At 60.4% G+C, this 14,762-nt stretch carries 16 protein-coding genes; 9 read left to right on the top strand and 7 right to left on the bottom strand.

The annotated features are described in order from the left end of the window. Nucleotides 1–201 precede the first annotated feature (201 nt). Nucleotides 202–1,440: a membrane dipeptidase gene (locus D6851_RS11710; RefSeq protein WP_120325056.1), complete on the top strand. Its 1,239-nt coding sequence runs from the start codon at nucleotides 202–204 to the stop codon at nucleotides 1,438–1,440. Nucleotides 1,441–1,653: 213 nt separating this feature from the next. On the opposite strand, the gene D6851_RS11705 is transcribed toward D6851_RS11710, so the two are convergent. From D6851_RS11705 to D6851_RS11685, 5 genes are all read right to left on the bottom strand, one after another. Next, entirely contained in the window at nucleotides 1,654–2,166 is a 513-nt protein-coding gene (locus D6851_RS11705) for a hypothetical protein (protein WP_238474060.1), read from the bottom strand. Between the two features lie 792 nt (nucleotides 2,167–2,958). Continuing rightward, nucleotides 2,959–3,582: a DUF305 domain-containing protein gene (locus D6851_RS11700; protein WP_120325055.1), complete on the bottom strand. Its 624-nt coding sequence runs from the start codon at nucleotides 3,580–3,582 to the stop codon at nucleotides 2,959–2,961. After that, nucleotides 3,583–3,999, bottom strand: a complete 417-nt coding sequence (locus D6851_RS11695; protein ID WP_120325054.1) for an ion channel — start codon at nucleotides 3,997–3,999, stop codon at nucleotides 3,583–3,585. Then, complete coding sequence (locus tag D6851_RS11690; RefSeq protein WP_120325053.1) at nucleotides 3,996–6,362, bottom strand: heavy metal translocating P-type ATPase; 2,367 nt, start codon at nucleotides 6,360–6,362, stop codon at nucleotides 3,996–3,998. The genes D6851_RS11695 and D6851_RS11690 overlap by 4 nt, the downstream gene beginning before the upstream one ends. 39 nt (nucleotides 6,363–6,401) lie before the next feature. Next, nucleotides 6,402–6,866, bottom strand: a complete 465-nt coding sequence (locus D6851_RS11685) for a DUF411 domain-containing protein (RefSeq protein ID WP_038575711.1) — start codon at nucleotides 6,864–6,866, stop codon at nucleotides 6,402–6,404. 36 nt (nucleotides 6,867–6,902) lie between these two features. Here D6851_RS11685 and D6851_RS11680 point away from each other — a divergent pair, with 36 nt between their 5' ends. Then, complete coding sequence (locus D6851_RS11680) at nucleotides 6,903–7,166, top strand: hypothetical protein (RefSeq protein ID WP_147395467.1); 264 nt, start codon at nucleotides 6,903–6,905, stop codon at nucleotides 7,164–7,166. A 105-nt stretch (nucleotides 7,167–7,271) separates the two neighbouring features. On the opposite strand, the gene D6851_RS11675 is transcribed toward D6851_RS11680, so the two are convergent. Beyond that, on the bottom strand, nucleotides 7,272–7,970 hold the full coding sequence (locus D6851_RS11675; RefSeq protein ID WP_120325051.1) for a DUF2231 domain-containing protein: 699 nt from the start codon (nucleotides 7,968–7,970) through the stop codon (nucleotides 7,272–7,274). A gap of 98 nt (nucleotides 7,971–8,068) precedes the next feature. Here D6851_RS11675 and D6851_RS11670 point away from each other — a divergent pair, with 98 nt between their 5' ends. The 7 genes from D6851_RS11670 to D6851_RS11640 are packed head-to-tail and all read left to right on the top strand — an operon-like array spanning nucleotide 8,069 to nucleotide 13,744. Then, complete coding sequence (locus D6851_RS11670) at nucleotides 8,069–8,353, top strand: hypothetical protein (RefSeq protein WP_120325050.1); 285 nt, start codon at nucleotides 8,069–8,071, stop codon at nucleotides 8,351–8,353. After that, on the top strand, nucleotides 8,350–8,790 hold the full coding sequence (locus D6851_RS11665) for a periplasmic heavy metal sensor (RefSeq protein ID WP_007013475.1): 441 nt from the start codon (nucleotides 8,350–8,352) through the stop codon (nucleotides 8,788–8,790). The genes D6851_RS11670 and D6851_RS11665 overlap by 4 nt, the downstream gene beginning before the upstream one ends. Nucleotides 8,791–8,796: 6 nt before the next feature. Further along, nucleotides 8,797–9,357, top strand: a complete 561-nt coding sequence (locus D6851_RS11660) for an RNA polymerase sigma factor (protein WP_120325049.1) — start codon at nucleotides 8,797–8,799, stop codon at nucleotides 9,355–9,357. Between the two features lie 32 nt (nucleotides 9,358–9,389). Then, nucleotides 9,390–11,240, top strand: coding sequence for a copper resistance system multicopper oxidase (locus tag D6851_RS11655; RefSeq protein ID WP_120325048.1), 1,851 nt, complete (start codon nucleotides 9,390–9,392; stop codon nucleotides 11,238–11,240). After that, nucleotides 11,240–12,475 (top strand): copper resistance protein B, encoded by a 1,236-nt coding sequence (locus tag D6851_RS11650; protein ID WP_120325047.1) that lies wholly within the window; start codon nucleotides 11,240–11,242, stop codon nucleotides 12,473–12,475. Before D6851_RS11655 ends, D6851_RS11650 begins: the two co-directional genes overlap by 1 nt. An 11-nt stretch (nucleotides 12,476–12,486) precedes the next feature. Further along, nucleotides 12,487–13,002 carry a YybH family protein gene (locus D6851_RS11645; protein WP_183030077.1) on the top strand — a complete coding sequence of 172 codons (516 nt, stop codon included), beginning with the start codon at nucleotides 12,487–12,489 and terminating at the stop codon, nucleotides 13,000–13,002. A gap of 13 nt (nucleotides 13,003–13,015) precedes the next feature. Further along, nucleotides 13,016–13,744 (top strand): PepSY domain-containing protein, encoded by a 729-nt coding sequence (locus D6851_RS11640; protein ID WP_183030076.1) that lies wholly within the window; start codon nucleotides 13,016–13,018, stop codon nucleotides 13,742–13,744. Nucleotides 13,745–13,994: 250 nt separating this feature from the next. Here D6851_RS11640 and arsH read toward each other — a convergent pair whose 3' ends face one another. Further along, nucleotides 13,995–14,741: an arsenical resistance protein ArsH gene (arsH, locus tag D6851_RS11635; RefSeq protein WP_120325046.1), complete on the bottom strand. Its 747-nt coding sequence runs from the start codon at nucleotides 14,739–14,741 to the stop codon at nucleotides 13,995–13,997. Nucleotides 14,742–14,762 lie beyond the last annotated feature (21 nt).

Here is a 14,762-nt window from a genome sequence, read left to right as displayed (position 1 = left end):
CCAAGCAAATCGGTGCTCATGAAAACTCTTGTCCGCAGTGTGGCTGCCGACAAAGACCCAGATCATAAATAGCCAGATGGGCCGGTCGGGGACAACGCACAATTCGGACCAGCTATCCTATTTGACATCCAAGACCTTTCGTACCCTGTGGTTCGCGCGTAAGGATGTGGAACAACATGTGGAAGATCGGACAGTCTTTTGATGCGACAGAACCCTCTCTTTTTTCTGACTCTGGCACCATTCTTGATCGGAGCGGGGCCTGCGCTGGATCCTGCCAAGGTACATCAGGAAGCTGTTGTACTCGACACCCACTTCGATACGCCTGCTAATCTGGGGCGGCCGGGCTGGAACATTACAGACCGGCACGATGTGGAGATCGATGGCGATCAGGTCGATGTGCCTCGTATGAATGATGGCGGGGTGGATGGCGGTTTTTTCGCAATCTACACTCCGCAAGGTCCGCGTACCGTTGAAGGAATGCGTACTGCACGCGATAATGCTCTGGTGCGAGCTGTGCAGATTCGTGAAATGGTATCGGCGCATCCCGACATTTTCCGCTTCGTCATAACCCCGCAGGAAGCCCGCGAGGCAGTGGCGGCAGGGCGACACTTTGTGTTTATGAGTATGGAAAACGGCTCGCCATTCGCCGAGAATGTTTCGCTTCTTTCCAGTTTTCAGAGACTGGGGGTGACGATGGCCTCTCCGGTCCATTTCCGTAATAACGCTTTGGCTGACAGCGCCACGGATACGCCGGAATGGCACGGATTGAGCCCTAAAGGGCGTGAATTCGTAAAAGAAGCCAATCGGCTGGGCATCCTGATCGATTGCTCGCATGCCTCGGACGAAACCTTGAGACAAGTGCTTGCTTTATCGGATGCACCTATCATCTTGTCCCATTCCGGCGTCCGTGCGGTTCACGATCATCCGCGCAATGTATCGGATGAAGATTTACGCGCCTTGGCGGCAAAGGGAGGCGTTGTACAAATCAACGCCTTTAACGATTATATGATCGATCAGCCCAAAATCCCTGAACCTGAAAGAGAAAAGGCGATGCGTGCCCTGATGGGTGAAGCAATGCGCAAATTCGATTCCATGACCGAAGAAGAACGTCGCGAATTTGTGACGAAACGGCGGAAAATTGATGAGAAATGGCCGGTGCCTAAAGCGAATTTTAGCGATTTGATGGAGCATATCAATCATGCCATCGAAGTTGCCGGTATTGATCATGTCGGCATTAGCGGTGACTTCGATGGCGGTGGCGGCGTCGATGGCTTCAACAGTGTCGCTGATTACCCGCGCATTAGTGAGGCTTTGCTCGCTGAAGGCCATTCGTCAGATGATGTTCGCAAAGTAATGGGAGGAAACGCCTTACGTGTGCTGGCCGAAGCTCAGGCCGCTGGTGATCCCGCCTTGCGCGCAGTTATACCTGATACGCATTAGATATTTTGTTGTGATAGAGGCATTCCTGTTCAACTGAGGCCTGCTCAATCGAGGCAAAGACTGAGCGGATTTGATGGGTGTAAGCCGCCTCACCTAAGCACATTGAGGCTACTCCGTTCAGGCCTTCGCAGATGCCTCCTCATTGAGGAACATTGCAACTGGGAACCTGCCTTCTTGGCGAACACCCGAATCAAAGCATGACTTCGCCGCGTTTTATTCTGGGATCTTGCAACCGCGTGCGGTGGCAAGGCCGCGCAAATAGCCGCGCCGCGCCACTCCAGCGCCGATCGCTGCCTGTAGCCGCCGCTCGGCGGACGCCGCCCCGCTAATTTCGCGCACCAGGCCACGAAACGGGATCAGCGAATTAACCACCATCTGTCCTGCAGCTTCGGCAATCTTGCCCGCGCGATCTTCATTTTCCTTCTCGTCATCGCTGAAGTCGGGGCCGAGCGCTTCATTGAGTGTCCTCATATCGGCAATCATCGCCGAGCATTTACGGCCGCTCGGCGGCGCATAAGGATTTTTTGCAGCCTTTGTCAGCACAGGCGGTATCTTCGTCTTCGAAACGCCGACATCGCGGGCGGGCTGGGTCGCAATATCACCCGCCTTTTTCAGCGTTTCGTCATCCTGTACTTCCTGTTCCCCACTCTTCTGCGCAGAAGCGATGGCTGGTGGTGCGATAAGCGTGCCAAGGAGAAATACCAAAACCAGCGTGCGTATCGTCATGTCCCGATTATCCTCATATATCTATCGACGGGGAAACTTGGGAAAACCCGCTCTCTTTCTTTATAGAACAATCCGCACGACGAGGGAACGCTCCCTCCAACAGGCCACCTCTCGAGAAATGTCCGATCCCTTTGTCAGTTTCACCTCACACGTACCTTTGCGATCAGTTCTCGCCCTGACACTGGTGAGACCACACTAACCGAGAAGAGAGTCCTCCAACTGCTCAAAGATGGGGGCACTTCATTGCCTGCTACCGGCTGGATAATCACTAGTGTAGAGGCCGAGCTGGCCAGCAACTTTGTAAAGCCTGTCTTTTCTTCTTGAGAGTGCGAAGCCAGGATTCGGTTAGAGGCATGTGCGGGCCTTTTCCCAGTGTGGTTTCGCAAAGACCCACAAAAATCTCTTGGACCCCGAGATTTTGCGGGACGTTCCGGAACGATCCAAGGGCTAATTTCCAAGGGTCTCAGCGGGTTTTACAGATTATTTGGGAGAACGTGAGAAGAACAAATGGTGCCAGAAGAGGCATCACATTCGAACTGATTTTATATGTCTTATCAGCTAGTTAGGAATTCGGCCTTCTCCAAAAAGCCCTCAAAAGGCCCTCAAAAGCCGTCTAATGCATTGGTTCGATGCCTTTTTGAGGACTCAGAATACGCAATTATCCAGCTTTGGCATCGTCGATGCAAGTCCACAAAAACGGTCAGCGAACCATCTCCGCAAAGCCATCCGATCACGTTTTTATCCCGCAAATTCACATTTTCGTGAATTGCGGGATAAATCTGGCCGGAGCATCTATTCGCGCGTCGTAACCTCGTCGCGCACCTCCGGGCTGATAGGACGCTCGACCGCCTGTTCGGCTTCCTGCAATAGCTCTGGTGTGAGATCGGTCGTCCGCGCGGGGAGTGGCGTGCCGTCGCCCATCTCACCGTTCCTTTCGATGTCTTCGATCAGCAACTTCATCTCTGCAATTTCTTTGACCTGAGCCTCAATGATCGAGTCCGCCAACTTGCGAACACGCGGATCGGTGATCTCAGCCCGCGCACTCGTCATGATTGCGATCGAATGGTGAGGGATCATAGCCGACATGTACTCTTCGTCGTTGACGGTCGCCTGGCTGCGGACCAGCCACAGCGCCACCGCAAAGACCAGCGCGCCTACGCCCAGGATGATGAAGTTCTTGGTCTTGTCCTTGTACATGCCCCACATGAAGAGGAGCATGACGATCATCATCATGCCGCCCATGACGAACGTCATCCAGAAGCGCGTCTCGCTCCAGAACACGTGATCAAGCTCGTATGTGTTTAGATACATCAGGCCGAACATGATCGCGGTCGACGTCGCCACCATCGCCATGAAGCGCCAGTAGTTGCCTCCACCACCGTTCTGCTGGTGATCCGCGCTGTGGTTGTCGGCCATTCAATCCTCCTGTTGGCTCATCGTCTTGTATACGTACTGGGCTGTGCAGCTGATCAGGATGAAACCTGTCAGCGACGCGATGCCCGCGATCACCCTGAGGTGATCGGTTGGATAGATGTCGCCCAAGCCCACTGTCGTCACGGTGATCAGGGCGAAGTAATAGTAATCCATAGCCGACATGGCCGGTTCCTTGGCGAACCCGCCAAGACCGAGCGAGGCGGCCCATGCAAAACCGGCCGCGAAAACAACGGCTACCATCATGTGGCTGATGAGAACGAGCAGCGATCCGCCCGTCAGCCGCAAACCGGTCGGCGCAAGCCCCGGCGGTGAAAGCTTCTTCGCAAGTCTCAGCATGGCCAAGTGCAAGATCAGTGACGCAATAAAGAGTGAAATCCCGATTGCCGTTGCCGCGATCATGGCCGACCTTCGCTCAAGGTTGGAAGTTTGAGCCCACGAAGACGCAGGGCATTGGCGATGACCGACACCGACGAGAGGCTCATGGCCGCGGCAGCGATCATCGGATTGAGAAGAAGGCCAAAGGCGGGAAACAGCACGCCCGCCGCTACCGGTATGCCGAGCGCATTGTAACCGAACGCGAATACGAGATTTTGGCGAATATTGCGCATGGTGGCGCGCGACAGGACAATCGCCTGGAGCACACCGGTCAGGTCGCCGCGTACCAGCGTCACACCGGCGCTTTCGATCGCCACGTCGGTGCCGGTTCCCATTGCAATGCCAACATCCGCAGCCGCCAGCGCTGGCGCGTCGTTGATGCCGTCCCCTGCCATTGCGACGCGCTTACCGGAGGCCTTGAGCGCCTCGATTTTGCGATGCTTGTCCTCGGGCGAGACGTTTGCCTCGACCTCGTCGATACCGAGCTGGCGGGCCACGGCTTCGGCGGTGGCGCGGCTATCGCCGGTTAGCATGACCACTTCGATCCCGCGCTCGTGCAGCGCCCTAATGGCCGCAGGGCTGGTCGGCTTGATCGGATCAGCGACCGCGATCAGCCCTGCCGGTGCGCCATTGATGGCCACGAACATCACGGTTTGGCCTTGGGAGCGTCCGGATTCTGCGGACGCGAGCCATTCCGCATCATCGATCCCGAGCCGCCGCATCAGTTTCTCGTTGCCAATGGCGACCTTCCGCGGTCCCACGCGCGCCTCGACACCCTCGCCGGTAATCGACGACAAATCATACGCTGCCTCGAACGCCACGCCTCGCGCCTTGGTGCCTTCAACTATTGCATGGGCGAGCGGATGCTCGCTCCCGGCTTCGACCGCGGCGACGGCGGAAAGGAACTCGGCCTCGTCCAGTGCCACTCGGGGAGTGACCGAGACGAGATCAGGCTTGCCCATGGTGAGAGTGCCCGTTTTGTCGACCACCAGCGTGTCGATCTTTTCGAGAGTCTCCAGCGCCTCGGCGTTGCGAATGAGGATGCCGTGCTGGGCCCCCTTGCCGGTGCCGGTCATGATCGACATCGGGGTTGCGAGGCCGAGCGCGCAGGGACATGCAATGATGAGAACGGCGATCGCGTTGACCAGTGCATAGGCAAGCGCGGGGAATGGCCCCCAGATGGCCCAGACGATAAAGGTAACGACCGCGATGACGACGACCGAAGGCACGAACCAGGCCGCGACCTGATCGGCCAGGCGCTGGATCGGTGCCCGGCTGCGCTGTGCCTCGGCGACCATCTGGACGATCTTGGACAGCATCGTGTTCTTGCCGACCGCGCCTGCACGCATAACGAAGCCGCCGGTCTGGTTGACCGTTCCGCCGATAACCTGGTCGCCGGCCTTCTTGGACACGGGCAATGGCTCACCGCTGATCATGGACTCGTCGATCGCGCTCGAACCCTCGGTCACCTCGCCATCGACCGGCACCTTATCGCCAGGGCGGACGCGGAGCAGGTCACCGCTCGCCAATTGGTCGAGAGAGACTTCGCGCTCGTCGCCACTGCCGAAGATCTTGAGTGCGGTCGGAGGCGCGAGTTCGAGCAACGCACGCAGCGCGCTCGAGGTCGAACCCCGCGCCCTGAGTTCAAGCACCTGGCCAAGTAGGACGAGCGTGGTGATGACCGCCGCCGCCTCGTAATAGACGCCGACCCGGCCTGAGTGATCGCGGAAGGCGGGCGGGAATATGTCGGGCAGGAGCGTCGCGACGAGACTGAACAGGAATGCGATCGCTACGCCGAAACCGATCAGCGTAAACATGTTGAGGTTGCGGGTCCTGAGCGACTGCCACGCCCGTACGAAGAACGGCCACCCGCCCCAAAGTACGACCGGTGTGGCGAGGGCCAGCTGCGCCCATTGCGCACGTGCCGGTTCGATCAGCCGGTCGAAGCTGATCCCGGGCACCATGTCGCTCATCGCGTAGACGAACAACGGCAGGGTGAAGAGCGCGCTGACCCAGAAGCGGCGCGTCATGTCAACGAGTTCGGGATCGGGTCCATCCTCGAGGCTGACCGTCTCAGGCTCCAGAGCCATTCCGCAGATGGGGCAGCTTCCCGGTCCTACCTGCCGGATTTCGGGATGCATGGGACAGGTGTAAATCGTCCCCTCGGGAACGTCCTCGACCTGCTCAAGATGCGCGCCCGACAGATAGTGCTCCGGGTCGCTGACGAACTTGTCCTTGCACCGCGCCGAACAGAAGTGATGGGTTGCGCCGTCGTGCTCGGCGATATGCGTAGCACCCTCGATCGCCACGCTCATGCCGCAGACAGGGTCGATGGCGGTAGCTTCACCTTGGGCGTGGCCTGCCTGATGGGTGTCGCAACAGCTCATGGATTGCCTCCTCTGCTTCGCAGGTGCGTATGACTGAAATCAGGGATAGGACGCGAAAACCTCGCGGCGCCCGTTGCCGAACGCTATGACCTGGTAGGGTTGCACTTTGCCCCCCGCCTCCATGCCGGGCGATCCGAGCGGCATACCGGCCACCGCCAGACCTTCCACCCAGTCGGGCCTTTCTGCGAGCAAGCGCTCGACGTCGGCGGCGGGCACGTGGCCCTCGATGACGTACCCATCCGCGATCATGGTATGACACGAACGAAGGTCATCGGGGACACCGTGCTGCGTCTTTACCGACGCCATGTCGGGGTGATCGACCGTTGCGACTTCATGCCGGTCGCCCTGCTGCATGTGCGCCGCCCAGGCTTCGCAACATCCGCAACTGGGATCGCGATACATGGTGAAGCTGGCTGCCTGCGCCGCGCCCGTACAGGCTGCGAGCAATATCGTGCCAAGTATGGGGAGAAGTGGGCGATGGTTCGGATGTCTGCGTTTGCTCATCAGTTGTGTCCCATTGCTTTCATGTCTTCATCCGACATGGTCGACATGTCGTGGCCGGCATGCGGATCGTTAACAGGCGTCCCGGTGGGGGCGGGCGCTGGTACAGGCGCTGCATGGGAGCCTTCCCGAACAGGTGTCTTCGCCTCAGCGGGCGCCGGATTTGACTGCGACGCTGCCGGCGCCACCGGTGCCCGGACCGCAGTGGCTGTGCGGGATTCTATCGAGCTGCTGGTCGGGGACGGGGTAGCACTCGCAGAGGTGAGCGGTGCAGAAGGTTCCGCATTGCTGTCACTCTTTTGATCGTTTCGAGCGTCTGACGAAGCTCCACAAGCAGCCAGCGACAAAAACAAGAACGGCAGAACGCCGATTAATCGCACGTGTTTCGAAGTCTTTCGCTCCATGCTCTTACTCCAGACCAAGGTGATTGGGGCCGAAAACCATCTCGCCGCCGAGATAGCCTTGCAGTACGAGTGCTACCGCCAGCACCGCCAGCACGATACGAAGAAGGGTGCGGTTCCTCGCGCGAAATGCCAGCCAGGTCGCAACAAGGGCAACGGCTGCAATCGCCGTTCCATTCCATCGGTGCAGTCCCAACGTCTCGGAGCGGTCCTCGAGGCGCCATCCCGCAGCAAACCAACCGAGGAGTGCAGCGGTAAGCGCGCCAGCGGCCCCCCCGCTGATAAGAAAGCGCACCGTGGTTTCGAGGCCGAGAGCAGGCCGGATCGTCAGCAATAGTTCCCCCAAGGCAGCAAGCAAAAGGAGGGCAATCGGAAAATGCGCGGCGACAGGGTGGAGGCGACCGAGGAAGTCGCTGATCGAGGTAACCCGGTTCTCGGCAATTTTGGCTGCGAGCGCCTGGTCGGCTGTCTGCGGCATGGCGTTTGCCGAAGCTTGACGGGCACCTGCTGGGCCGATCATGGCGTCGGGCATCATCTCCGCCCCATCATGATGCGCAGCGGGATGATCCTGCATTTCCATCTGCGCCATCTCGGCCTCGCTCAGGTCCTTCTTATGACCCTCGTGAGCACTGCCAGGGGCCGAAAGAAGGAGGAGCGCCACAGCGATCGGTGTGAGGAGCGAGAGGAGCGAACGGGATAGCTTCATGCTTCTCTTACGTCCGACCCGTTCGCATCCCTCAAAAATTTTCAAGGGATATGAGAGGACGAAGCGTATAGTTGGCTGTAAGACAGGATAAAATACGCATGGCTGACAACGAAAGACTAAATCGTGCCTTGCAGTCGCTGGGAGCTGCACCCGATCCTTCGCTGCCCGAAGACTTCATGGGTGGCGTGTGGATGCGGGCGGGTAAGCTTGAACAGGTCGATGCGACGCGAACGCGTGTCGCCTTATTCACGGCGATGGCATTTATTGGGCTTGGTGCGGGCTTTGGCACGTCGCAATCGCCTGCCCGTGAAAGCCAAACAAATTACCAGCTAATCGAAGGCGCCGACCTCTCACCTGCTTCACTGCTGCATGTTCAACGATGAAGGTCAGCATTCTCCAGATAGTGCTTGCTGCCCTTCTGGCCGTGGCTGCGGGATGCATCGGCGCATACGCTGCCGGGCAATGGCGCGAGGCATCGCATGCGATCACTTTGCATGATTTCGTCCACGAGGAACTCGATCTTGATGCATCGCAGGACAGGAAACTCGATCAGCTCGAGGCGCGGTTCGCTGTTCAACGCCAGGAGCTCGACCTGTCGCTCAGAGCCGCAAACGCGAGGCTCGCCTCCGCGATGGACGATGAACATGAATACGGTCCCAAGGTGGCCGCGGCTATTGACGAGGTGCACGCACGCATGGGCGATCTGCAGAAGGCAACAGTCGAGCATGTATTTGCAATGCGCGCCTTGCTCGATCAGGAGCAGCGCGCGCGCTTCGATCGCCAGGTCGCGGCTTCGCTAACACGCGAACCTGGCGAATGACAGGTCGTGGAGGGGCGGAACGACACACCTGACGAGGAACTGGTCGAAAAGATAATTGCAGGGGACAAGGCAGCATTCGGCAGACTCGTCGAGCCTCATCTGCCCCGCCTGCTCGGTCTGGCCCGCCGGATGCTCTCGTCTGCCGACGAAGCCGAAGATGCGCTGCAGAACGCACTGGCATCGGTTTGGATGGCGCGAGCCAAGCTCGATCCTCGCAAGCCTGTAGCAGCCTATCTGACAACCGTGACGCTCAACAAATGCCGCGACCGGCTCAGGCGCCAAAAGGTTGTGCGGCTGCTGAGTTTGAGGGCCCTAGGTCCCGACGTTGCCGTTGCGGCAGACGAACCCGGTCCTGATGTTGAGATCGCCGACCGGCAATTGCTCGCTCAGGTCACCAACGCGATAGATCGCTTGCCGCTCCGCCTTCGCGAGGCTCTTGTTTTGGTCGCCATCGAGGGGCGAAGCCATGGCGAGGTTGCTGAATTGTTGGGAGTAACGGAAAAATCGGTCGAAACACGTGTGTATCGGGCCCGTCAGCGCCTGCGCAATAAGATCGATTTTCTTTGAGGGGTGATGGCGGTCGCGGCGTAAACAGAGGCATGAGCATACTTCCTCTAATCGACGACGTCGCAATCAACCGCAGAAAGTTCCTCACCGCCAGCGCCGGCGCGGCAAGCTTGCTCGCCCTCGGTCAGACAGCGCCGGCATGGGCCCGCGGCGCCGACCTGCACGGCGGCGGCCCCATCCGCCCCGGCTTCGACGAAGTGTCGGGCCGCGACATCGCACTGACGATCGGCGAAGGTCCGCGCGTTGTGCAGGGGCGTCGCGGCCACGCCATCGCTGTAAATGGGAGCGTACCGGGTCCGCTGATCCGTCTCAAGGAAGGTCAGCCGGTCCGGCTGGCAGTGACGAATACCCTCCATGAAGACAGCTCCATTCACTGGCACGGGCTGCTTCTGCCATTCCAGTACGACGGCGTACCGGGTGTCAGCTTTCCCGGCATCAAACCTGGAGAGACTTTCGTCTATGACATCCCCGCGCTGCGACAGAGCGGCACCTACTGGTGGCATAGTCACTCGGGGTTGCAGGAGCAGGCCGGGCACTACGGCCCGATCGTGGTTGAACCCGCCGGGACGGTCCCCGTGCAAGCGGACCGCGACTATGTTCTACTCCTGAGCGACTTCACGCCTCTTCACCCCCATACGATCATGGACAAGCTGAAGAAGGGCGAAGGCTACTTCAATTACCAGCAGAACACCTGGACCGACGACTATCCGCTGTCGGGCGAGGACCGCCGGATGTGGGCGCGTATGCGCATGATGGCGACCGACATCCTCGACGTGACCGGCTCGACCTACACCTACCTCGCCAACGGGCGCGGACCGGAAGAGGGTCTCGAGTTCCTGTTCAACCCTGGCGAGCGAGTACGGCTGCGCGTCATCAACGGCAGCGCCATGACATTTTTCAATGTCCGCATTCCCGGAGTGAAGTTCTGGGTGGTCGGTGCCGACGGTCAAAACGTGCGCCCGGTCGAGGTCGAGGAGTTTCAGATCGGCACAGCGGAAACCTACGACATCGTTGTCGAGCCGACCGGCGAGGCGCGGACAATCGTGGCAGAAAGCATGGACCGGTCGGGCATGGCGGTGGCGACCCTCGCCTCCCGTCCTGGCGCGCGGGCTGCGGTCCCTCCATTGCGCGATCCGCCACTGCTGACGATGGCGGACATGGGCATGAACCACGGCTCGGGCGGAATGGACCATGGCGGTGGCGAGATAGGCGGGATGGACCATTCGGCCATGGGCCACGACATGCCATCGCAAGGTGCGTCTGCGGATCCGATGGCCGGAATGGACATGAGCGGCATGGATATGCGCGACACATCCCTGCTGCCGCCCAGCGTGGAGGTCGGCCCCGGCATCGACATGGTGTCGATGAACCCGGTCGATCGCATGGGCGATCCGGGCCTCGGCCTGGACAACGTTCCCCACAAGGTTCTCACCTACAAGGATCTTGTGGCGCTCGAGCCGAACGACGATCTGCGCCGCCCGACACGTCAGATGGAGATCCATCTGACCGGCAACATGGAGCGCTACATGTGGTCGTTCGACGGCAAGAAGTTTACCGCCGTCAGCGACGACCCCATCCGCTTCGCCTATAACGAACGTGTCCGTGTGAAGCTCGTCAACGATACGATGATGGCGCATCCGATCCATCTGCACGGCCATTTCTTCGAACTGGTCAACGGCGCGCCTGCCGACCGGCAGCCGCAGAAGCATACGGTTATCGTGCAGCCCGGCGGCAGCGCCACCTTCGACCTCACCGCCGACGAACAGGGCGACTGGGCCTTTCACTGCCACCTGCTCTACCACATGCATTCGGGCATGTTCCAGATCGTGACCGTCGCCCAGCCGCCTTCGGCGCCCGATGTGAAACGGGTGGGAGAAGACTGATGCGCCTGATCGTCGCCATGTTTCTGGCGGGCACCGCCACCCCGGCCTTCGCGCAGGACCATTCGGGCCACGCGATGCCCGCGCCCCAGGCTCCTGCCCAGACCGAATGCGAAAAGGAGGCCGCACGTCATCGCGCCATGGGCCACCCGGTGCCCGAGGGAGCGTGTGCGCCCACTGCGCAACCGGGCGAAATAGCCTCCGCCGATCCGCACCAAGGCCACTCTGGCATGGATCATTCGCAGATGAACCATAGCCAGATGGAGGGGATGGACCATTCCACCATGGACCATTCGGGGATGGATCATAGCCAGATGCCGGCGATGGACGATTCTACCATGGAAAACATGGACCACGAGGCGATGGGCCATGAAGGGATGCAGTGGTCCGGCCAACCACCGATGAACCATCAGTCGATGGACCACGGGATGATGGACCATGGCACTATGGACCATGGCACTATGGACCATGGCGCCATGGACATGACCCCCATCCCGCAAGGACCGCCTCCGGCTGCGGCGGGATCGGGACCGCCCCGTGCCGCCGATGCGATCTGGGGGGCGGACGCGATGCGTGCCTCCCGCGATGCTCTGCGCGCCGAGAACGGCGGGATGAACGTTTTCTGGTTCCAGGGCGACCGCGCCGAATATCGCGCACGGGAAGGCGGGGATGGTTACCTGTGGGACGTGCAGGGCTACTACGGCGGTGACCTCGACAAGTTCTGGTTCAAGAGCGAGGGCGAAGGCACATTCGGCGAAAAGCCCGAGTCCGCTGAAATCCAAGGCTTGTGGAGCCACGCGATCGGCCCATGGTGGGACCTGCAAGCCGGCGTACGGCAGGACCTGACGGGCCCCGAACGGACCCACGCCGTCCTCGGCGTGCAGGGTCTGGCGCCCTATATGTTCGAGGTCGATGCGGCCGCTTTCCTGTCGACCAAGGGCGATCTGACGGCACGTGTCGAAGCCGAACTGGACCAGCGCATAACGCAGCGCCTTATCCTGCAACCGCGCGCTGAGGTGAACCTGTCCGCGCAGGACATTCCCGAACTGGGTGTCGGAGCCGGTCTCGATTCGGTCGAATTGGGGCTGCGGCTGCGTTACGAATTCGTCCGTGAATTCGCGCCCTATGTCGGCATCGAGCAGGAATGGAAGGTTGGCCAGAGCGCCGACTATGCCCACCTTGCGGGCGAGGATCCAAGCGTGACCAACTATGTCGTGGGCGTTCGGTTCTGGTTCTGAGGGGATAAGCGATGAGGGTTACAGGTTTCGCGGCTGCGGCTGCGGCGGCACTCGCTGCGATGGCCACTGCGGCGCACGCTCAGCATGCCGGTCATGGCGATCATTCCGCCCATAGCGCACAAATTGCGGCGCCGGACGCGCTCACGCAACAGGCGCAGGCCGTGCTCGTTGCCTACCGTGAGGCACTGGTTGCCCGTGACGAGGCGGCCATGCGGACGCTGTTTGCCGCGGACTCGCTGGTTTTCGAGAATGGCAAGGCCGAGGGCACGTTCGCGCAGTACATGGAACACCACCTCGGCCCAGAGCTCGGCGAGATCACCGAGTTCGCATTCACCAATCCGACGGTGAACGCCAAGATAGTCGGGCATGTGGCGTATGGCCATGAAACTTACCGCTACCGGATCGCCCTCACGGATGGCCGTGTAATCGAGCGCGACGGGGTTGCGACGTCCGTACTGACGCACGAGGATGGCAACTGGAAAATCGTCCAGTACCACTCCTCGTCACGCGCGCCGCGCCAGAACTGATCAACCGGCCGCGATGACAGGCCAGCGTTCGCGCAAGCTGCGACTGCACATCTTTGGCAGCAAGGTCCACAAGTGGCTCGCAGTCTTCGTCGGCGTGCAAGCCCTCCTGTGGATGGCAACCGGGACGATCATGTCGTTCCTGAAAATCGAACACGTCCGTTCCGAGCACGTGATCTCGCGCGAACCATTACCCCTGGGCGTTGACGCTCCGCTACCTGCATGGGCGGCTAACGAGGGCGACCTGGTCTCGGCAACGACGAAGACCGTCAACGGCGATCCGGTGGTTGAATTGAAGCGCGTCGATGGCAGCGCAACATTGCACGAAGCAGTGACCGGACGGAAATTGTCGCCGCTCTCGCGCGACGCCGCCGAGCAAATCGCCTCGGCTGCCTGGACGGGACCCAGCACCGCGATCAAATCCTCAATGTCGATCGAAGCGCCGGTCGGCACCGAATTCGGCGGACCGTTTCCGGCGTGGCAGGTGCAATTTGCCGATCCGGATGGCACGCGCCTCTACATCGACGCTTCAACCGGCGCGGTGCTCGCGGCGCGCAGCGATACCTGGCGCCTATTCGACCTCGTCTGGGGACTCCACATCATGGACTGGACCCAGCGTGACCGGATCAACAGCTGGTGGCTGCTCCTGTTCGGCATCGGCGGGACCGTCATTGCAATTTCCGGCTTCGTGCTTCTTGCCAATCGCTTTCCCAAGCTCCGGCGCAATCGCGCGAAGGGGCCGTAGTTCGCGGTGCGCGATCTCCTGTCTGCAATCGGCCCGCGATCGGTCTGCGGACAGATGCCACGGGAGTATATGCTGCCCATGGTGCAGGCCTCGCCCCCGGATGCGATGAGGCCCGAAAGAAACTCCAATCCGTGAGACTGCGATTTCGAGCTCAAAATTGAATTGTGGCGCCGAGAGAATAGATCACCGAATATTCTCTCACCGCCTCAGGCTCACTTGTTCAGGCAGGATGTCGAAGGCTCTAGACGTCTCACGATGACGATAAGGCGATAGACGAGATATCGGCCTTGGGATCGATATCGCGTTTGGCTTCCTTGCGCTCCGAATAGCGGTCGACCAGCTGGTCGGCATGCCGGCGCAGCAGGACGGTGAACCGCACCAGTTCCTCCATGACATCGACGATGCGGTCATAGAGCGAGGACGGTTTCATGCGGCCCGCCTCGTCGAACTCCTCGTATGCCTTCGGCACGCTTGACTGGTTCGGGATGGTGAACATCCGCATCCAGCGCCCAAGCAGTCGCAGTGTATTGACGGTATTAAACGACTGCGAGCCGGCAGATACCTGCATGACCGCCAGCGTCCGCCCCTGGGTCGGCCGCATTCCCCCGATGCTGAGCGGGAGGTGATCGATCTGGGTCTTCATGATGCCGGTGATCTGGCCGTGCCGCTCCGGGCTGCACCACACCATGCCCTCGGACCAGAACGCGTGCTCGCGAAGCTCGTGAACGGCAGGATGGTCGTCACCGCCAATTTGATCGGGCAGCGGCAGGTCGGAGGGATCGAAGATACGCGTCTCCGCGCCGAACAGCTGGAGCAATCGAGCAGCTTCCTCGACCGCGAGGCGCGAATACGAGCGCTCCCGCAGAGAGCCGTAGAGCAACAGGATGCGCGGCGGTGGCTGGTCGGCGCCGAGACCTTCCGCCGGGCGGGCATGGACGAAGGCGGGGTCGAGCGCCGGAAAGCTGTCGGGATCGGGCAAGGGTCGCAGACGGGACAAGGAAATTCTCCAAATTTGGGT

The organism is Altericroceibacterium spongiae, assembly GCF_003610805.1.
GTDB lineage: Bacteria > Pseudomonadota > Alphaproteobacteria > Sphingomonadales > Sphingomonadaceae > Altericroceibacterium > Altericroceibacterium spongiae.
The sequence above is the reverse complement of the archived record's forward strand: the minus strand, read 5'-3'. Positions and strand labels throughout refer to the sequence as shown.